The following is a 19,489-nucleotide window of genomic DNA, read 5'->3' as shown; positions in this document are numbered from 1 at the left end:
ATCAATCGAGGGACGATACGGATGCATTGGCGAAAATATAGGCGTTATTTTTAAATTGGTGGGGCTAATATATCTCAATGGCGCCTTAGAGCAAAAACAAGCTCAACCCAAAAATAGCAATGCCGTGTTGTGGCTACTCCCGATCTTTAATGCTTGTGTTGAAAAACACAGGCATTTTTTTAAATGCCGAATTCAGTATGAAAGTATTGTAATGTGGTGAATTTAAAACGGTGGTCTGTTGTAGATGTTCCTTTCTTTACACATGCAATGTAAGCCGTTACATACTTCTCAAAATCCGCTATGATTTTTTCTTTGTTTGATTGAATTTTATCAAACTCTTTTTTCTCTCGAAGCTTAAAAGCTGTTGGTTCAATATCCGTGGATTGCACGACAAGGGCTTTGGAATAATCAAGTCCGTTCCAGATGAGTTTGTTCCCCCGTTTCATAGAGATTGTTTTAAATCCGTTGCTATGATTCATATTGCTTCGTAATGGTATTGCGTAGATAAGATCGTTTACCGTAATAGATACGATCCCATAGCTACGGTTCTTCTCGAGTACCTGCGGCCTATCCTTAGCTAGTTGAGCATAGGCGTTCTGGTTTAACGTTCTAATATCCATTATTTTCCTTCGGGCACAAAAAAACCCCATAAAGGGGCTTCATTGTGTAGATTAATCCAATGAGGTTGATACTGTTTCATGTGGGGATACCTCTACCGCCACTCATCCAATGAGGTTGATGCTGTTTTACAAGGGGATGCCTCTACCGCCTTTCATCTACAACATTATATTAGTCTTTTCTTGTTATTCTTACAAGCTCTATTCAGATCGTAGGTTTTTGCCAGTGTGTTATAGTGGACCATTCAATCCTTACTGTAAATCTTAGGATCATTTCAGTCAGACGTTCACGCAAAGCGGAGGTGAACTTATATGAAAGCGCATGAGTTTGATGCCAAGTTTGAAAGTGACGATGACATTTTAGATGAACTAGATTTATCTAAAGTTAATCGTCCAATGCAAAAACAGAAACGAGTCGATGTAGACTTTCCCGCATGGATGCTTGAGTCATTAGATCGCGAAGCTAGCCGCGTAGGTGTTACACGGCAGTCGATCATTAAGGTATGGCTTGCAGAAAGGCTTGAAAGTTCAGCCCATAACCACATTTCTAACTAACATCAAAATAGGCAGCGAGAGCAAGTCTTCTCTGCCTTTAAGTATGATGTTTTAATACGAAAGATCTTCTTGTTTTCCTTCCGCGCAAATTGAGCAGGTTGCGGGCTCTCGTTTAAAAAACGCTTTTAGCTCAGGTCGTTGTGGAACCGCGTCAATTACCACACGCATAAATGTTCTGCATAGTCGGCATGAAGTAAGAATGTCGGATGATTCGGAGCCTTGTCCGCAGGAAAGTTCTTGGTGATATCGTTCAGGGTTAAAACTATGCTCGATACAGTGATTACCAAGATGGCATTTGTCAAAGAACAACACGATGTCTTTTTCAGGTGCGGTGAGACAAAATGCTTTCAGTTTTTCTAAATAAGCCTGTTTTATCGCCAGTGGCGATGTAATATGAATGTTTTTCATACAATTAGCTCTCAAGGTGGTATTAAATGGGATGGAAAGTCGTTCGAATTGATTTCACAAGACAACTCAGTGTTGATTGCGCTTTCAGTGAAGACAAAGGTCATAAAAAATTGACCAATGGTATTGCTTATGTGGTGGTTGATGAGCTCGGTAATGAGAGCTTTGCTGGACCAACCTGTGTTAAGAAAGTCGATAACCCAGAGGCAATCAGGATAGTTCCTGATTATACAAAGGGGTGTTTTTTACAAGGAGAATCTAGTGAATCGACTCAACGCGATCGCTCTCAACGTATTCAGCAAGCCGGTAATCAAAATTCGACGTCAAAAAATCCGTCTAACGAATCTGATTTAGAACGAGCGGTGAGGTATCTAACGTTGCGTTTAGAGTTGTTGGGTGGGTATCGAAAAGCTGACTGGCCTCAAATGAGTAAGGTATGGGAGCAATACAAGCTGACGAATGAATTAAGTCAAGAAGATATCAAAAAAGCGCTGGTTGCCGCGGATGGGAAATACTCAAAGTATGCTCATTTATCAATGGTACGCTTGCTTCCTTTTTATACTGTGTATCGACTGCTTCAATCTCTTGATAATACCAAGATAAAAGGGGTGACGAGCGATAAAAACAAGAAAGATGCGCTTTTCGTTGAGCTTTATAAGGATACGTCCTTATCACAAGATAGTCTTGATACTTTGAATCTGTTGCTCGATACCTACGGTTTTAAGAAGTTGCGCGTAAGACGGAATCTATTTCGCTGAGCCGACTGATGACCATACTTTGTAGGAAGAATTCCTTACATAATGGACAGGTTTTTCTAGATGTTTGTGGGCGAGAGCCGCAGTTGTGTGGAAGTCCTTGATGCACGGTATTGTCAAAGTAATCACGCAACGTTTGGTTATCAAGAGATTGCTTAACGAAATCTTTCATAATGATGCCAAGGTATATGTCAAAATCATGAGGTAGTGGTGGGTGTCCTGACTGATTTAATTGTGCCTCAAACCAGGAGTCAAAATCCTCAATCGTCGGCTGGATATGTGGTATTTTTGCATCCAGTGGAAGAGGGCAAGTTGAGGCGATTGGTGGTTTCTTTTTCAGGAAATCAATATTCACGTACTGGCAACCCAATGAACACCATTGATTAAATTTGATGCGGTCTGCCTCGGTTAGTAGTGGTGTCAACGTGCTTATGAAATCGTCTATTTCGATCAAAGAAGATAGAATCTCCGTGCCGTCCTCCATTTGGGAGTTACATTGTAAATCACCTTTGTTCGCTATGAGATTGGCGGCGTTATAGTTGTTTTCCAAAAAACTAAAGAAATCAACGACTGCTTGACCTTTTAGCGTAAATGGCTCGGTGTTTTTTATGTGTTCGTAAGTGATTTGGTTTAAAACGTATGGAGTAAATTCTATTATGCCTTTGTCGGTCGAAGACTCCGTTTCCCAAAGTAAAGTCATAATGCCATTATTTTTTTGAGACTCGGCGTTTTCGGTCAGTTGCTCTTCAATCCAATTTAGATTAACGGTTGTTAAATCAAATGGTTTAATGAGTTCAAACGTGTCGCTTACCTTTAAGGTTGTGTAGCCTTTATGGCAACCAAGTCCAAAAGATTCTTCGTTATTAGCGATCAAGTCCGTAATGATTATTTCATCTTTTTCAATAGGGCAACGGATCGTCATTCCTATTGCTAATTGGTGTGCTGTTATATGTATGCTGGTAGTTTTTGTTTTCATAGCTTACTCCTTGGTTTTGATTTTCGGTAGTGATCAAGAACACGATGGATGTATTGTTTAGTTTCAGGGAATGGCGGAATACCGCCGTATTTAGCGACGTTTCCTTCCCCTGCGTTATACGCAGCCAAAGCTAACTCTACGTTGTTATAGCGTTTCATCAATCGAGCGAAAAGCTCAGTGCCGGCACGAATGTTTTCATGTGGGTCAAATGGGTTTATTCGTGCTGCTTTACTGTTGATATCCATTAGCTGCATGAGTCCTTTGGCCCCTTTAGGGCTAATGGCTTTGGGGTTAAAAGCGCTTTCGTTGTGAATGATAGAGACAATCAGTTGAGCTGGTACGTTATATTTACGGCTGTATTTTGAGATGGTTGAGCAGTAGTTCGGGCAGCGGATATTGCGTTGCACGATAATTTTTTTCACGCCGTCGTAGGTTCTGCCACCTGATGTAATTGCTGCATTGGCAGATTGAATCCAAAGCAGCGACGCCAACATGAATCCAATGTATTTGAGCATTGTTTGTTACCCTACATTACTTTGTGCGCTCTACGAGCAGGTTGGGATTGTAGTGTCGGCATTGGTCGATAATGGCTTCAATTAAGTAAAGAACATCGACGCTATCGTAGACTTCAATATCCACGTTGCCGGTTCTGAGTCCGTCTTGAAAGTTCCAAAGGTCAGGGATCGCGACTTTGTTTTCGGTAATTGTGATTTCAAATTGGCTATCAATCTTCATGACGTGGTATGGACTACTTGCGCGATAAGAATAGAGTGTGATTTTGTTGGGCTTAAATTTGGTGGCTTCAATCGTGTTTTTTATGAAAGAATCGAGTTCTGTTTGATATGTTGGATTAATGCTTGCCAGGCTAAATACTTTACGGTCAAAGAGAGCTTTATACATGGTTTATTTTCCTACTATGGTACTCATTCTTAAAAATGCTAACGCCGCTTCGCTTTGTTCCACCCAAGCTCAAAATCGCAAGTTTACGACTTCTCCCTCGCGTGCCAGTTTTAAAGACAATGTGATTTGCGGCCAGTGAATGATAGATGTGTTTTTTAATGTGGTAGTTTTTTGTAGGTACTTGGCAAAGAGAAGCGATGCGGTTCCCAATGGATGTTTCCAGCATGAACTAGATTGAATGTCGATGTTATCAATGGTTTTAGCCAGAATTCGAGTAAGTCGATGAATCGGTCTTGTCCCTGTCTCTTTGACAAACATCGGAGAGGTTAATACAGCCGTCTTAAATCCTTGTTGAGAAAGGATGGTTAATAATTGGGGTAGCTCATGATATGTCTGTTTGGTGAATGTGTCAGTGGGGTTGCGTAAATGAATATGCGCTTGTGTTGGGTTAAGCGCACTGGGGACGACAACCAACAAGGCGGTGTGTGAGTCTTGTAACCGAAATAACATACCAAAGGCCATCAGTCCGCATGAGGCCATGACGAGCATCAATAGCCAGCCATTAATGCCTATCACGCTAAGTTGAAACCCTATCGCCAGGCTAAAACCAACCGTGAAACTCCATCGATGTAAACGATGTTTAGGTGTGATGGGAAATACACACTTAGTGGCTATGATTAAGGTGATGAACAGCAGGCAAAATGAAGCAATGAGGCTGGCTATCTCAAAGAGTAACGGTAAATACATCGTGTTTCTCCAGGCGTAAAAAAACCGCTGAAAAATAAGCGGTCTTTTTTAAGGGGGTATCGGCTGACTTAAAAGTTGACGTCGGCGATTTCTTCTTGCTGCGATGGATAGAGCGTGTGGCCGTCCATGAAGCTGATGCTAGGGATATTCTGTCGCTCTAGTTTTTTTTGGATCAAGGGGTTGATGACTCTTTGACTAAAAATACAGTAGATATGACGACCTTGTGAGGCGTCGGTACTTAAAAAGTCATTCAGCTCCTCAATTGAACTGACAAAGAAAAGGCGCTTATTGTCGCTATCCATCATTGTTAATCCTTATCGCGTGTATAAATACTTAAAATAGTGAGCACAACCAATACTACGACCAAAATAAAGAGCATCGAATCCATATGACCGAAATGATGCGTCATGGCTTATTATCTCGTTAGGCGACGTCGAATACCAAAGCCCAACAATGCCACGATAGACAATAGGCCAAATGAACCACCGCCTGAGTCACCAGTTACAGGTGGTGTAATCTCTGGAACTGGCGGTTCAGGTGGTGTTACCGGTTTAGGCTTATTGATAGAGATAAATGCGTTATCGGTCAGGTGTAATTTACCCTCACTGCCGTTACTTTCGATAACGTAAGTGCATTTTGAGTATGGTTCAATCGTATCGCTTGTACTCATACTTACACAGGTACTTTCTTCGGCAATCAAGGTGATGTTCTCACCCCAAGCTGCATCGGTGACGCGCTCAGTCGCTGGGTGTAACGATTGAATGGTAATAGTGGTTTTACCATTTGCATCAGCCAATGTTGGGTAGTGCCAGTTATTAACCTGTTCAAGTAGCCAATCACTCGCGTAGTGTAAGTTTGTGCCGTAAGTTTCTCTTCGTCCACTCGTGAATGGAGCACTTCCTTTATGTACCCCTATAATCTCATTGTTATTATTGATCCATGCAGCCCCAGAATCACCTGGAGCTGTATGTGAGGCGTTTACGACTTTTGCATTAATTTGATAGTTTGGTGATGAAGTACATTCTGGACAATCACTTAGGTCGGTTTGAGTAAAATCAGCACGATGTAGTGTTTTTGGCGTCCAACCAAATCCACTAATAGTCATCGCTTGATTAAGAACAAAGACATCACTACGCAGATCTTTAAAGAAACGAATCTTATAGTAATCGGCTTGTTGTGGCAGCGAATACAAGGCAATGTCCTGACCTCTAGACGTATCACCTAAATTCTCGTAGCTAGGGTTAAGTGTGATATTAGCAGGGGTGACGGTCACTTGGCTGTTATTAGCAAAATGTACCGTATCAATTAGGTCAACACCCTCGGTCTCCTCACCGCAATGCGCGGCGGTTAATACTTGAGTGCCAGCAATGAGTGTGCCTGTGCAGTAATTGTTGCGGGCTTCATTGGCATTATCGAGGAACACTGTGCCATCTTCTTGTGTCCAGTCCAATAGAGTGCCATTCATGACAGCTAATGAGCTGAATGACATCAAACTTAACGTGCCTAACCATAATGTTTTTTTCATGTGCGTTACTGCCTCTGTAATTTTTCTAATTATAACAGTTTAATGTCTTTTTATGGCATTATAATTTTGGTTTTTTGAATATTTTTGCGGTTTTTGTGAGCATAATCCAATCACCGTTATCTAAGCGTAATACCTCTTTGTTAGCGTACAGTAAGTTATTGAGATGATGGGAACTTATTCCGGCAGCTTCTGCGGCGTTTTTTCTTTTTCCGTCATAATAAATATCAATCATCTCTTGCATTGTCATTTTCATAGCATCACCAGTCTAGGGTCGATTTAGATAGTAATGATAACAAATCTATGTTTTCTGTAAAGGGGCGGCTCGCCCCTTTTTGATGCGCTGGTTACACGCCAGTCCACTGGTAAGTAATAGGGTTGGCTACGCCGCGACATCCCCAAGCGTGTGTGACCGCTGAGTAGGTAGCTCGAATTGAATACTGAGTATTCGGGCTTAATCCGCTCATCGTCCCTGCGGTGCTTGGGTTGGCGCTATTACGACGCTGACCACCATCATTTTCTGTGCCGTATGAGTCGGGCGATTGAACCGTTCCTGTCGGGGTGTTGACAATCAGCCGCACTCTACACACACCATAAGTAGTAGGGTAGTCACCACTGACACTCCAGCTAACCTTGCCCGCTGCGCCACTTTTGACGGTAAAATAACCGCCATTGTTAACTTTGCCTGCTCCCGTCTCGGCACTGCTGCTTGATGCTGTGGGGTTCGCTTCATAAGGGCCTAGTCCCGATGTGTTGGGGTTGTATAGTGCATTTAACTCATCTTCGTAAGCTTGATTTGAATTCAATGCATCTTCATAAGTGACTTTGGCACTAACATGACCGCTTATCAGAACGGCGAGTAGCATAATTTGGTGTTTATTTATTTTCATAATGGGTTCCTTTTATTTGCATTGGGTGATAGCGAGGATTTCACCAGCGTTTGATATCTCTAATCGTCCGGTGCTATTTTCTTTTAGTCGCACCACTAAGCCGATTTGCCATTGAGTTGTCGTTTCGTTGTTGATAAATGGTTTTTGGCTGCCAGTAAGGGTGTATTGATTGGTAACTTCGATATAGCCTAATGCTAGCCATATTCGTGCAGTCGTCCCTTCTGGACAGGAGGGTTTATCTAGCCATTCTCCATGCTTTAACGTGGCGATATCACTGAGACCACGACTGACAATTTTCTGTGTGTTATCTGAATTGCGGATCGTAATATCCCTGGTGTTGACGATGGCGTGATTACCGCCCACATCCCAATCACCCAGTAAGGTTGAATCATCACCACTGCGTTTCACTAATGATTCGTAACCAAACGCTTTATCCGGTCGGTCTATACGTACCGTTAAGATGTTATTGGTATCGTCATAAAAAACGTTCGGGACTTTCGCCAACATGGCCAGAGTCACTTGTCGTTCATATTTCAAAGCCACCGCATTTTTATCTGGTAGTTTGATATCAAACTCTGCACGATAGTGACTGACTCCTGAGCCGTCATCTTTAGGAATAGCAACGACGCGGTAATCACTGTCTTCAATCATTCCCCAAGGGGTTTGATTGACCAGCATACAAAACCCTTTTTGATTATCAGCACTGCTACACGTCGGAATGTATTTAGGCTCTAAAGCGCCGAGGCGATGAGGGAAAATCGCCGCCCCATTGATTCGATGCCCTTCCAGATAGCGATCGTTTACAAATGCATGAATTTGAGTACGTAGATAGATAACACGCTGATAGAACGATTCTGAATTATTTAAAATTCGGCGTTTTGCGCTTTCTTCTGCCACCCACATTGAGCCTGCAACGACCACGCCAAGGACTATGGACATTGAAGCTAGCATTGCAAAACCTTGTTGTTTTTTTAAGCCTTTCAATTGGCCTCCTATCGGATACAACCCGTACTGATGTCGAGTTGTTGCCAGTCAGGTAATTGATAATTTAACGGAGCGTTAAACAGGAGTGTTGCGCCTTGGATTTCGTCAGGAGTGAGCCGAGTTGCGACGTTGTGCAACTTCGGCTCAATTATCGTCACGCCTACTTGTATACCACTTGGCCTTGCCTTGGGTGCGCCACTCTGTAAGTAGCGCACTTCATAACGCACATCGTCGTGAGTTAACGGTAAGTCTAAATCTGCCAATGAAAGCGCGGTTTGAGGTAAACAGCGTGTAGTCAGGACAGTTTTGGCATAGTGAAATTGCGCCGCTTGAGTAATGGTTTCTATCGTTTGGTTAATGCTGGCTGCATTTTGATAGAGTCTCGCCCACTGAAAAAGGGGCGGAACAAACAGCGTAAAAAGTAGGAGAGCGACGATAAGATATTGACTTAATTCCGCGCTAAGAAAGCCGCGCTGACGCATTAGTACGTCATTGTAATTGTGCTAGCTGTCGTCGCTAGAGTTGAACAGCCGGCAGCTTCATCACAATTTTCTCGTGTAGACGAAGCAATTGAGTTAGCAAGGCTTGGAATACGATGTGCGTCTTGTGGTAGTGTTGCCCCCACATCAAATAGCCCTTTACTGCCGGCATTCACTTTAATTGACCAGTTCCCCCCAAATGGGTTGGTTTCTATACCATCATTTGATGAGCCACAAATCGATTTACTCAGGCTGCCTTCTTCACAAACTTTCGTCATGGACACGGTTTCAAAGTTTGAACGGGCTTTTTGCCAGGCGATAGTTGCTTGCGCAATATCGTTTGCTTGCGATAAAAAGCGGATTTCATTCATTTTGTAGCGGTAGTTAGGGGCTTGTGACACCATGAAAATCAGGGCAATCACGATTACACCAATAACCATACTCAGCTCTGCTGAGAGCGCACCACGTTGTTTGTTTTTCATTGATGGTTGAGCGGTGAATGTCGGTTGTTTCGTCGTTTTCATAATAGAGTTCTCAATTAAGTTAAGGAAAAAGTGGTCGCAATGTGTAAGGCGAGCGAACCTACGCCGAGCGCCATCCATGCGCCTACTGTGGCTAATAAAGTAAAAAGAATGCGACTGCCCCATGTTTTAAGGCGGTCGATTTCAAGCAGCAGTTGCTCACTGTGCATCAAAGCACTTTTTTTCAAGATAACGCTGGCATTACCAGAATCACTGAGGAGTTTGACGGTATCGAGCTCTTCGGCATCGAGTAGCCCCGAATCTAAAATGTCACCGATGTTGGATTTACCCGCCCCCAAAGCGCGCAGCATCGTATTGATATGATGCTTCATGTAAGGGGTTGCGTGTTCTCGATAATGCTCCAGTGACTCTTTTAATGGCGTTCCTACGGCCGTTTGATGTGCAGTGGAGGTTAGAAAGTTAGTGCAGTGGATGAAGCGGTATTGCCGATAAACCGGTAGAACGTCGAGTTTGACTCGATGCTCACCGCAATAGCGACTGAGTGACAGCACCATCAGTGGTAGCAAGACCGAAAATAAGCCAAGGACGTACAGCCCGTTATGCAGCCAAAATAAGCCGAATTGCTCACCGCTAAGGGATAAAAAACCCCACGTTTGACGTGGGGCTTGTTCTGACAATGACGGGAACGCATAAGCGGCTAATAGGGCACTGACAAGCAACAACAACAGAACGCCCAGCAACGGCTTGATGAGCACTTTAGCGATAGCGGAGCCGCTGGCTTCATCCACTTTCAACGCCCCCAGTGCATCGCGCAGACCTTGCTCAAAATTACTGGCTTTTTCGCCGCCTAATAAACCAAGGTAAGCGTTAGCTGATACCCATGGTTTGAGACCTTGAGAAAACCCCGCGCCTCGTGCAATGCTTTGTAGGCAGGATTTGGCAATTGCTCTTTCTTTGGTCGTGCCATATTTCTCAATTTGGCTGGCAATGTCTTTTTGCATCAACCCCGCATTAGAAAGGCGCAGCACCTTATCGAAAAAATGAATTTCTTCTTTTTTCTTTAGCATGGCACGACCTCTTCATCGTCGCTGTGGTTATCGACTGGGGCATCGATGGCAGTAAAAAACGAGTCATAAATGGAATCCGTTGAGCGCTCAAACAATCCATTGACTCGCTCTGCCGCGGTGAATATGTCAATCTCACCACGAGAGATTTTGAGATTGGCGTGATCGAGTACCGTTTTATACCCTTTTTTCTTTAGGGCTTTGACCCAAGAGATATAGTCCTCTTTTATAATGAATTGACGGTCTTCATCATCGAGCACAATCATTTCAACCAACGATGTACGATCTTTCTCTCCTTCGTGACAGCACTTGCAACCACTAGGGTTTCTAAAACGCATCTTTGAGCTTGCTTGGTTAATTTGATTGCGCTCACTCCACTCTTTGAACTGTTTTTTTTCAGGCTCAGACCAAATAAGGCTCGCTTCTTCTAACGAAAGAGAGCAGAGAGGGCATAACATACGCACCAGAGTTTGATAAACCCACATCTTCATTAGCTCAGGAGCAGTAATCAAAGCCAGTGGAATTTTCATCTGTTGATTAAGCGTGTGTGCGATACCTACAGCACTGGAAGTATGGATGGTAGAAAACATCAATTGCCCTGTTTCCGCTTTACGACACGCAGCCATTGCACCTTCTTGATCTCGAAGTTCGCCGTGCATTTCGATATCCACATCGTGGCGCAGCAGTAATTTGATTAAGTCGTTTAACTCCTCTGTACTTTTTACGGAGGTTTGTATTACACCGATATCAAATTCAACCGGATCTTCAAGCGTGTTAATAGAGCGACCAGTGTTTTTCATTTCATTTAGCATGGCAGCGATGCTGGTTGATTTACCACTACCCACTTGGCCCGCAAAAAGTAATGCACCAAATGCGCTATTTAAGAAACGTCGAATGGTTTCTATATGTCCAGCTTCCCATCCCAACTCTTCTAAAAGAGGAATTTTGGTATTTTTGTTTGACCAGCGAAGCGAAAGTTGACCGCCATTATTTTGAGCGGGGATATAACTGACACGCCATCGTGTTTCACGCTCGACTTCAATAACTTTTCCGTCACTGTTTTTATCTGGTGCGATAAGGTCAATTTCAATGCGGCAGTTGTTTTTGGCTTTTGGACTAAAATCGCTATCTTGATCTTTACCCAGTTGGTTAATGAGGTAAGAAATTAGTGTCAGACCGTAGTTGTACTCAGGAATGGTTTTTTGTAGCTCCACCATGCGCCCATCCACACGCGCCATGATGCGTGTTTCATGCCCGTACAACTCAATATGAATATCAGATACGCCGCGCTTAACGGCTAACTGCAAAAGATTTTTTGCATCTTTACCTATCGTGGAAATATCGTCATTTTGCATCTGAAATTGAACGCCTTTGGTCGATAGGCTTTCGATTTTTTCTGCAATGGTTGAGGTATCGGTTTTTTCAACTCGAATGACCACACCGAGCAATTCAGGGTATTCCTTATTTTGCTCAATAATGTGCTTTTTAATTAAAGCAATAGCGGCACTGTCGTAATCAGAAGTGAGCAACGTTCCATCGTCAAGCAATACCGCGTTTTGATGCGTAAAGTAGAGTGACTTGAGCTGGTCACTGACCACAACATTAGAATGGTTCATTTTCTACTCCTTTTGGTGGTGTCAGAATGGTGGCACTGGATGGCACATGTTTAGTGAACCCTTTGCCGTCCTTGTTGCTAAATCGAACAAAATCTTTGGTGATATTTACGACGCGCACATCGCCCACCCACACACCATATTGCACCGGTATGTTTTCACCGTTCACACTCAGCCATGCGGTGGTGCGCGTTGGTGTCACGACAATACTTTTTACCTCAATAGCATCTATCACGGAGGTATTTGGTGTTACTGGTGTCGTGATGGTTTCAACCACCGCTTGAGGGGGTAATTGCATGGCATCCAGCGATTGTTTTGTGGTTTGCTCAGCAATTTGCGCGGTAAGCTTGTCGGTATTGACCTTACTGATGTAGGTCGCTTCCAGTGCATCAAGTACCTCTTTGGCCTTGATTGAAGCCTGATAAGTCACCGTAGTGGTTAACGACTCAGGCTGCATGGTGACGTTTTGTGAAAGTAACGCTTCATCTTGGGGTTCAAATTGTGGTGCGGGAGCCAGTGAAGCAGCTTCAACCATGAAATCCAAATTGGGCTCATGAGTATTAGGCTCATTCAGGTTTGATGAAATCGGAGGCGGAGTTGAACTTGAACCACTGAGCATGTCAAAAGCCATGTAGCCAACCATTGAGAGGCCAATCGTGGCCAAGACCGCCATTCTAATTTTCTTCTTTGTTTCCGGTGTCATAAAGGTTCTCCTTGAACATCAAGTGTCATGTTCAATGTTGTGATTTGATAGGCGTCATCCATTTCCATTTCCATGAAACTCACGGTAACGAACGGTACGTTTAGCCATTGTGCTAATAAGGGAATTTGACCTGCATTGCCGGTGAAATTGAGCTGATAAGTACGAATGCGAGTGTCATCGATATATTGTTCAGCGGTTTGAGTTAACGTGCCGCCTTGATAAAACAGAACATCTTGAAGTTGCTCGCTGTACCCCTTGACGGCGTATGAACGCCAAGGATTAGGCTCTACAAGTGACAATGTCACACTATTATCTTGATAGTGTTGAGTCAGTGAGGGCATCGAAACCAGCCACGCGCTTTTTATTGAGGGTGCAATATCTTCTTCATTGACCGTCATACTCAGGGTTTGATTCGTCAGTATGACTTTTTTTGCCTCAATCCCTGCTGGCATGAAGCTCGCATCCATCAACAAATTGAGGCCGCTCATCAGTGCATCCATGGGTTTTGCATAACTCAGGTGCGTTTTGCTGTAGCGAGTTTTGGCATCATCCACCACGTTGACGACGGGCTCTGGTTCGGGATAGAGTGCGACCGTGGCCACAATGCTAAATAACACCGCCGCAAGCATGACTCCTCCCCACTTGTTTACGGTCAGCGTCTTTTTGGCTTGCAAAGTAAATGCCGCCATTTCATCTAAGGCGAACGGTTCAATCAGCAGCAATCGCTCATCCATGAACATTCCGTTAAACGCTTTATCAGTCGCGATAATGCGTTCAGCTTTGCGTAGTGAATAATCAAACGAGTGAATTTGCGCATCCAGTAAGCCAATACTTTCTCGCTCAAGCTGTCCATCCTCAAATGAAGCGAAAAACCACAGGCTTTCATCCAGTTTTTGCACAAAAACAAAGCGACCCGTAGGGTCGCCTTGTGCTTTGAGTTGACTGAGGACGTATTCGCCAAAAAGAATGGCGGGCTCTTCACTGTAATATCGACAATAAACCCCACTTTCTTCTAAGATACGTTCAAAACGCGCAGGGTGTTGTTGCCGGTGCGTTTTAAGCTGTTTAGCGCTATAGAGCAGCGCTCGATTAGCTAAAATCATAACGACTCCTTACTGGACTTTACGCGGCGTCAGTAGTACCAACGTCTCGACGGCTTCCTTGTTGGAGCCTGTGCCACCAAACATCGACGACCAGAAGTTTTCGGTGCGCTCGGCGGTTGAGGTGGTTTGTTTGACCGAAGCAATCACAAAGGTCTGGCCGTAACGCAGTTTATTGACGAAGTTGATTTCAGATTTTTGCACCGTTAAGAAATTCGCTTGGTTATCAAAAATCTCACGGTTTTCACGATTGACGATTTTTTGCAGTTGACCAGAAAGACGTAGCCATACATCGTCACTTTGCACTTTAGCTGAGACCATTAAATCGACCCCCTCAAACTCGGTTGCACGAGTAAATCCGCCCGATACGACCCCCTCGCTGCTGTCACTGGTGATTTCATCGACATATGGCTCTTCAAGGTGTTGGGTGATTTTTGCTGGGTAGTTATTTAGAGCAAGTACGGTCACTGGCGTTTGGGTTGATACGCTGCCTTGCTTTTCAAGCACTTTAATAAACGATTGTGTGCCGCTCCAATCCCCTGTGCCGGTGAAAGCCATACCGTACCCCGCCCCTTGTGAAAGGGTACTCGTACCAGGTACGAAAAATTGCAGTGTACCGTCACCAACGCTTTTTACGATGTTCCAATCGATGCCGCGTTCTGACCCAAGGTTTGAGCGAAATTCTAGGATTTGAATATCAAGCAACACTTGTTTAGAAAGCTCAGCTTGGTAATGGTCAATTAATTGCTGAACGTCTTGCATCTTGTCAGGCGAGGTTTTAACAATCAATGTGGTGGTATTAATCGAGACAGTGACGGTACTCTCTTTGTCATCTTCTCCGCCAAGTAATTCAGTGACCGTATCGGCGACCTCTTGTGTAATGCTCACTTCATCAAACAAGACATTAAGGTATTGCCCCTCGATGCGCGCCGAATCTTCACCCGATGCGTTGCCTTGTGAGCCTAACTGCCCCGATGCTTCACCGGTTGGAATATTGAGAGTAAACACGCGAGTAATCGTTTTGGTGACTTCAAGGCGTTCATTGCGAAATTCAATGCCATAACTACTATCACGAGCAATAAGGTTCAACACATTTTCACGTTGTTGTGAGAAGTTCAGTGTGACGGCTTTATTTGGCTGGACTCCCTCACCAAAATAAATCGGCACATCCGTACCGTACATCACTTCTTCCAGCACCAATGATAACGGTCTTTGTGAGACATTCACCGTCACCTGCTCTTTGAGCCAGTCGCGGTTGTACACCTCTGTCACGGGTTGCAGTACCACTGGCGGTTTTTTGATGTAAGTGACCTTTGATTGTTTTTGATAGTCAGTGTGGGTGGATATGGCATCTTGAACGCCATCGTTCGTGTTGAGTGCATCTTGGTATTCTTGAGAGGCGCAGCCCATCATTAGGGCGCTAATCAGTACGCCTACAATCATTTTTTTCATGGGTTATAAATCCTCTTGGATAATGACTTGTCCGGTTGATTCCACGATTGAGGAATAAACAGGGAACGCTTCAAGCACCGTGGTTAGAGCAGTCTCGATGTCCTCTTTTTCAGTGAGTAAGTAATAGTCTGAGCCAAACTCGTAATCATTTGGCGCCAGCCAGCTACGTGAAAAAGCATCGCCGCTGTCCCAACGTAATCCATAGTTTTTCACTACGCGCTCAACCACGATTTTGAGTGATGAGCCTTTGATGTGAGTAATACGCGCTTCGCCGTCAAAGTCATACACGCCAGCAACAAGCGTTTTGTTGTCGGTAATAATGTTGATTGGCGTGCCTAGCGCATCGGATAGCTCATTGACTGCTTTTTTGAAACTGCCATCAAATCGCATTGATGTGTTGCTGAGTTCATCAAGCGCTTGACGATGGGTGGGATTCATTGACCAGGCAATATTTTGATAGCCCATCGCCTTTATCCAGCGATTCAGTGCCACTTGATAACGCTCCCCGCTACGGACAGTGAACGTGTACGGAATCGGCGCTTTTTTCGTGGCGATGGTGGCAATGTCAGTGCGAGAGATGTTCGTCGGAGTAAAACTGGATAAATCGCGCTCCACAACATTAATCGATAACAATTCTAAGTATTCGCCATTGCCCAGTGTCTCATTTTGACTGGCACACCCTGTTGCCAGTAGCGCGGCGCATACGGCCGCTAATCCAGTAATTTTGATGTTCATGAGCGCCCCTCAGATACGGTGATAAGTTTGTTTTTCTTATCCACAATAATGGTGTTGTTTTGACCAATGAGTAGTTGAACCGCGTGCAATACCGGCATGGTGCGGTGCATCATGGCTTCCATTGGGATGGGTTTGGCGAGTAGCGATTTTGCACTGACGGGGGCGGGGTGGTCGGTTAATACGTAATAGCCAAGCGGTTCAACAAACCATTTTACCGCCTCCCCAACCGTGCTCACCGATGTTGGGTAAACTGTACGAACCGAGACTTGTAAAGTATCGACCTCTTTTGCAAAGGTCGTGCTTGTCCCTGCGCAAGCCATTAAGGCCAGCGCACAAAGTGTTTTTTTCACAGTATGTCCTTAGCGGTTAGCGAGTAACCGTAATGTTTGAATTGCCAACGAGAATATCAAAGCGGCCATAAACGCCGTTCACGCTGAAAATGGAATAGTCGTCATTGTGAGAGACGGGAATTAAGGTGTTTTTGTTACCGATTTTGGTTTCAACTAAAAGCGAACCTTGATGGCGGTTCGCCAGGCGAATAAAGGTCGTTCGCCCGTTGTCGTACACATCGGCAATCAGATTTTGTGGGTAGAGTTCTTTTTTCTTATCCCATTTGTATTGGGTGAACATTTGCGGATACGCCGCTTCCCCAGACCCACTGACGAGCGCCCCTTTTTCAAGTTTCGGCGTGGTTTTAGGTTTCACTTTCTCGACAGGTTTCGGCGCTGGTTTTTTATCGGGGGTAGGGGCAAAGAAAAAGTTAGGACGTTCATTAATGGTGACGCATGGCTGATGCGCCTTTTGCGCGACCCTTGTTACCATGATGTCGTACACCTTGCCGTTATCAGCAAAGGCAAACACCATCGCTTTATTCCCCAGTTTGCTATTGCTATTGGGTGACACCACAATGTGGTTTGTGCCAGTCTCACCCCCAATATCCCACAACCTGGCATTGGTAATAACCGGCGGCTTGATGAGATTGGCTGGCAGTGAAATACGCGTACCGAGATTTTGTGCGCTAGAGACGTGAACCACGTCACCGGCTTTATAATTCACGGTGCGGCATTCATGAGCGTAAGCGGAGAATGAAAGATTCGATAAAATCAGCGTGCCAATGACGAGAGCAAGCTTATTCGCTCGCTGGTGCGTCACTAGGTGGCGTTGTTTCTGTTTTTGCAGTGGCATAATTAGGTTTACCTGCTTGGTCAAAAATAGTAGTTCTGCATTCTGGATAGCCGGAGCATGTCCAGTAATAACGGGTTTTACCTTTGAATTTGGTGCTGCGACGCATCAAGCCTTTTTGACACACAGGGCATGGGTGCTTTGATACGTTCATGATGCGCTTCACTTTAGGCGTTAAGTTGGGCCTACCGCCTTTGTCTGGGTACGTGGTTTTGCAATCGGGGTAGCGATTGCAGGCATAAAACAGCTCACCATGCGCATCGCTACGGCGGCGTAAGTAAGCTTTTTTACACACAGGGCAAGGCGGCATGTTAGGGGTTATTTTGATACCGTGGGTTTTGATGTGTTCGATTTGCTTCTCGATATACACATCAATACCGTCAACAAAAGCTTCAACGGTTAACGAGCCTTGCTTGATGGCTTCTTGTTGACTCGACCACCGCGCTGAAATATCAGGCGCAATGATCTCATTAGGTAGTGCCGCGCAAAAATCTTGCCCTTGCTTGGTGGTCTTCCATACTTTCTCTTTGTAGCCTTTTTCCTCTTCGATAGAGATAAGGGCACTATTATCAGACAGCTTCTTCAAGATACTTGCGCGAGTCGCTTCCGTGCCGATAGAGCCAGATTCGGCGGGGTTATCTTTGTCTTTCGCTTCTAACACTTTGCGAAGCTCAGGGTCGGAAATGAATTTTGCAGCGCGACTCATGGCCGCCAGTAAGGTGGACTCAACAAAGTATTTGGGTGGAGTAGTCGCTTTCTTATCGATACTCGCCTCGATGCAAGGCAGCGTTTCACCCTTTTGTACTGTGGTTAAATCAACCGCTCGAACTGGCGCCTCTTTTTCACTACCGTAAAGTGATTCCCATCCTTGAGACAGCAAATCAGTTTGCGTGGCTACAAACTCGCGTTGATGTTCATTGATTAACACAACGCGCGTTTTATTGCGCACCGATTCGGGATAGAACAAGGCGATAAAGCCACGAGCGATCAACTCATAGATGTTTTTCTCATCGGCTGTCAGTGTGATGCCCACGCCGGATTTTTCAGTGGGACAAATCGCGTGGTGCGCGGTGATTTTGTCGCTGTTAAATGCCTTATGTTTGTTATCAAGGTTTGCTTTTGCAATCAGCGATGCAAATTGCGGCATCGTGCCGGCTACCGCTTGCAAAATGGACTCACGATGCACAAAGTGCTCATCCGATAAAAAGCGACAATCTGAGCGTGGATAGGTTAAGAGCTTGTGGGTTTCATACAAGCTTTGCATGATCTCAAGCGTTCTATCTGCGCTGTAACCCCATTTTTTCGCACAGGTTTGCTGTAGTGATGAAAGGTTATAGGGGGCTGGCGCCGCTTTCTTTTCCGGTTTCGTGGTGGCTTCACTGACCGTAAATGTTGCCCCTTTACTTTGAGTCACGACTTGCGTGACACTTGCCATTTCAATGATACGGTTTTTTTCATCGAGAATATCATGGTCCGATGGCTGATATTTCCCTGAAAAAGCCCCTGTGGCAGTACTAAATTGCCCGTTCACTTCGTAGTAAAAACTTTCCTGGTGCGAAAGGTTCGCCAGTGTTCGTGAGTTGATCAAACCAAGAACGGCACTTTGCACTCGGCCAACGTTTAGCACACCATCAAATCCTTGATGGCGACCTTGCAAGGTAAACCCACGAGTCAGGTTATAACCGAAAAGCTGATCAGCAATAGAGCGGGCTAATGCGCTACGGCCAAAATGTTCAAATTCGCTATTGGGTTTTAAATTGGCTAAGGCGTTTTGTACTGGCTTTAAGTTTAAGTCAGCAATATGAACGCGATAAACCGGCTTGGTATTGCCGACGTGATGTAATATTTCATCTATCAGCAATTGGCCCTCATCATCGGGATCGCCCGCATGAACAATATCGCTCGCCTCTTCAATGAGTTGAAAGATAATGTCGAGTTGATCTTTGGATTCGGGTTTGGCTTTTAATACCGGAGGCATAAACGCTTTAATAGGTAAGTCGTCCATTGACCAGACTTTGTATTTTTCGTCGTAGTCTTCGGGATCGAACAACTCCATCATGTGGCCGTAGCAGGGTGCGATTTTTACATCGCCGATTTGTAGATAGCCACGTCCCATGGACATTGATCCCGTCCCGCCAAGCCCCTCATAAATGGCTTTAGCAAGTGAGGGTTTTTCTGCAATAAATAAGCGCATAGAAGTTTCCGTGCTGAGTCGAAGATGATGTTTTTCTCGCAACGATTTGTTGCGTAAAAAGTGGGTTTCATGAGATATACGATATTAAGAGGGCGAAATTTTGCGTTGGGCGCCAATTATCGCCATGCAAAAAG

24 protein-coding genes are annotated in these 19,489 nt (G+C 44.6%); 2 read left to right on the top strand and 22 right to left on the bottom strand.

Annotated elements, in window-relative coordinates; translation table 11 throughout:
- Positions 1 to 179 precede the first annotated feature (179 nt).
- Positions 180 to 620 carry a type III toxin-antitoxin system TenpIN family toxin gene (gene tenpIN / locus DZ860_RS21205; RefSeq protein WP_165862951.1) on the bottom strand — a complete coding sequence of 147 codons (441 nt, stop codon included), beginning with the start codon at positions 618 to 620 and terminating at the stop codon, positions 180 to 182.
- Positions 621 to 929: 309 nt separating this feature from the next.
- Here tenpIN and brnA point away from each other — a divergent pair, with 309 nt between their 5' ends.
- Entirely contained in the window at positions 930 to 1,172 is a 243-nt protein-coding gene (gene brnA, locus DZ860_RS21195; protein WP_120035003.1) for a type II toxin-antitoxin system BrnA family antitoxin, read from the top strand.
- 51 nt (positions 1,173 to 1,223) lie between these two features.
- Here the strand turns inward: brnA and DZ860_RS21190 are convergent, their stop codons facing one another.
- Positions 1,224 to 1,580 carry a hypothetical protein gene (locus tag DZ860_RS21190; protein WP_120035001.1) on the bottom strand — a complete coding sequence of 119 codons (357 nt, stop codon included), beginning with the start codon at positions 1,578 to 1,580 and terminating at the stop codon, positions 1,224 to 1,226.
- A gap of 26 nt (positions 1,581 to 1,606) precedes the next feature.
- Here DZ860_RS21190 and DZ860_RS21185 point away from each other — a divergent pair, with 26 nt between their 5' ends.
- Positions 1,607 to 2,335: a hypothetical protein gene (locus tag DZ860_RS21185; RefSeq protein ID WP_120035000.1), complete on the top strand. Its 729-nt coding sequence runs from the start codon at positions 1,607 to 1,609 to the stop codon at positions 2,333 to 2,335.
- Here DZ860_RS21185 and DZ860_RS24650 read toward each other — a convergent pair.
- From DZ860_RS24650 to DZ860_RS21085, 20 genes are all read right to left on the bottom strand, one after another.
- A complete protein-coding gene (locus tag DZ860_RS24650) occupies positions 2,298 to 3,308 on the bottom strand; it encodes a hypothetical protein (RefSeq protein ID WP_207890662.1) in 1,011 nt (336 codons plus the stop codon). The genes DZ860_RS21185 and DZ860_RS24650 overlap by 38 nt on opposite strands.
- A complete protein-coding gene (locus DZ860_RS21175) occupies positions 3,305 to 3,823 on the bottom strand; it encodes a lytic transglycosylase domain-containing protein (RefSeq protein ID WP_120034998.1) in 519 nt (172 codons plus the stop codon). Before DZ860_RS21175 ends, DZ860_RS24650 begins: the two co-directional genes overlap by 4 nt.
- A gap of 16 nt (positions 3,824 to 3,839) precedes the next feature.
- Positions 3,840 to 4,208 carry a hypothetical protein gene (locus tag DZ860_RS21170; protein WP_120034997.1) on the bottom strand — a complete coding sequence of 123 codons (369 nt, stop codon included), beginning with the start codon at positions 4,206 to 4,208 and terminating at the stop codon, positions 3,840 to 3,842.
- A gap of 69 nt (positions 4,209 to 4,277) precedes the next feature.
- Complete coding sequence (locus DZ860_RS21165) at positions 4,278 to 4,955, bottom strand: hypothetical protein (RefSeq protein WP_120034996.1); 678 nt, start codon at positions 4,953 to 4,955, stop codon at positions 4,278 to 4,280.
- Positions 4,956 to 5,023: 68 nt separating this feature from the next.
- Positions 5,024 to 5,260, bottom strand: a complete 237-nt coding sequence (locus DZ860_RS21160; protein ID WP_120034995.1) for a hypothetical protein — start codon at positions 5,258 to 5,260, stop codon at positions 5,024 to 5,026.
- A gap of 110 nt (positions 5,261 to 5,370) precedes the next feature.
- Positions 5,371 to 6,480 (bottom strand): trypsin-like serine protease, encoded by a 1,110-nt coding sequence (locus DZ860_RS21155; protein WP_120034994.1) that lies wholly within the window; start codon positions 6,478 to 6,480, stop codon positions 5,371 to 5,373.
- Between the two features lie 58 nt (positions 6,481 to 6,538).
- The gene (locus tag DZ860_RS21150; protein WP_120034993.1) at positions 6,539 to 6,733 is read right to left on the bottom strand and encodes a hypothetical protein; all 195 of its coding nucleotides are present in this window, start codon (positions 6,731 to 6,733) and stop codon (positions 6,539 to 6,541) included.
- 91 nt (positions 6,734 to 6,824) lie between these two features.
- Positions 6,825 to 7,367: a hypothetical protein gene (locus tag DZ860_RS21145; protein ID WP_120034992.1), complete on the bottom strand. Its 543-nt coding sequence runs from the start codon at positions 7,365 to 7,367 to the stop codon at positions 6,825 to 6,827.
- 12 nt (positions 7,368 to 7,379) lie between these two features.
- Positions 7,380 to 8,351 (bottom strand): type II secretion system protein, encoded by a 972-nt coding sequence (locus DZ860_RS21140; RefSeq protein WP_120034991.1) that lies wholly within the window; start codon positions 8,349 to 8,351, stop codon positions 7,380 to 7,382.
- A gap of 8 nt (positions 8,352 to 8,359) precedes the next feature.
- Entirely contained in the window at positions 8,360 to 8,833 is a 474-nt protein-coding gene (locus DZ860_RS21135) for a transporter (protein WP_120034989.1), read from the bottom strand.
- Positions 8,833 to 9,354, bottom strand: coding sequence for a hypothetical protein (locus DZ860_RS21130; RefSeq protein WP_120034987.1), 522 nt, complete (start codon positions 9,352 to 9,354; stop codon positions 8,833 to 8,835). Before DZ860_RS21130 ends, DZ860_RS21135 begins: the two co-directional genes overlap by 1 nt.
- A 14-nt stretch (positions 9,355 to 9,368) precedes the next feature.
- A complete protein-coding gene (locus DZ860_RS21125) occupies positions 9,369 to 10,313 on the bottom strand; it encodes a hypothetical protein (RefSeq protein ID WP_133305461.1) in 945 nt (314 codons plus the stop codon).
- 59 nt (positions 10,314 to 10,372) lie between these two features.
- Positions 10,373 to 11,992, bottom strand: coding sequence for a GspE/PulE family protein (locus DZ860_RS21120; RefSeq protein WP_120034983.1), 1,620 nt, complete (start codon positions 11,990 to 11,992; stop codon positions 10,373 to 10,375).
- Entirely contained in the window at positions 11,979 to 12,692 is a 714-nt protein-coding gene (locus DZ860_RS21115; RefSeq protein ID WP_120034981.1) for a hypothetical protein, read from the bottom strand. Before DZ860_RS21115 ends, DZ860_RS21120 begins: the two co-directional genes overlap by 14 nt.
- Positions 12,689 to 13,795 (bottom strand): hypothetical protein, encoded by a 1,107-nt coding sequence (locus DZ860_RS21110; RefSeq protein WP_120034979.1) that lies wholly within the window; start codon positions 13,793 to 13,795, stop codon positions 12,689 to 12,691. Before DZ860_RS21110 ends, DZ860_RS21115 begins: the two co-directional genes overlap by 4 nt.
- A 9-nt stretch (positions 13,796 to 13,804) precedes the next feature.
- Positions 13,805 to 15,244 carry a type II secretion system protein GspD gene (locus tag DZ860_RS21105; RefSeq protein WP_120034977.1) on the bottom strand — a complete coding sequence of 480 codons (1,440 nt, stop codon included), beginning with the start codon at positions 15,242 to 15,244 and terminating at the stop codon, positions 13,805 to 13,807.
- A 3-nt stretch (positions 15,245 to 15,247) separates the two neighbouring features.
- Positions 15,248 to 15,979, bottom strand: coding sequence for a hypothetical protein (locus tag DZ860_RS21100; RefSeq protein ID WP_120034975.1), 732 nt, complete (start codon positions 15,977 to 15,979; stop codon positions 15,248 to 15,250).
- Positions 15,976 to 16,329 (bottom strand): hypothetical protein, encoded by a 354-nt coding sequence (locus DZ860_RS21095; RefSeq protein WP_120034973.1) that lies wholly within the window; start codon positions 16,327 to 16,329, stop codon positions 15,976 to 15,978. The genes DZ860_RS21100 and DZ860_RS21095 overlap by 4 nt, the downstream gene beginning before the upstream one ends.
- 16 nt (positions 16,330 to 16,345) lie before the next feature.
- Positions 16,346 to 17,164, bottom strand: coding sequence for a TrbG/VirB9 family P-type conjugative transfer protein (locus DZ860_RS21090; RefSeq protein ID WP_120034971.1), 819 nt, complete (start codon positions 17,162 to 17,164; stop codon positions 16,346 to 16,348).
- Positions 17,109 to 19,355, bottom strand: a complete 2,247-nt coding sequence (locus DZ860_RS21085) for a DNA topoisomerase (RefSeq protein WP_120034969.1) — start codon at positions 19,353 to 19,355, stop codon at positions 17,109 to 17,111. Before DZ860_RS21085 ends, DZ860_RS21090 begins: the two co-directional genes overlap by 56 nt.
- Positions 19,356 to 19,489: the final 134 nt, after the last annotated feature.

Source organism: Vibrio sinensis (genome assembly GCF_003605645.1).
Lineage (GTDB): Bacteria > Pseudomonadota > Gammaproteobacteria > Enterobacterales > Vibrionaceae > Vibrio > Vibrio sinensis.
The sequence above is the reverse complement of the archived record's forward strand: the minus strand, read 5'-3'. Positions and strand labels throughout refer to the sequence as shown.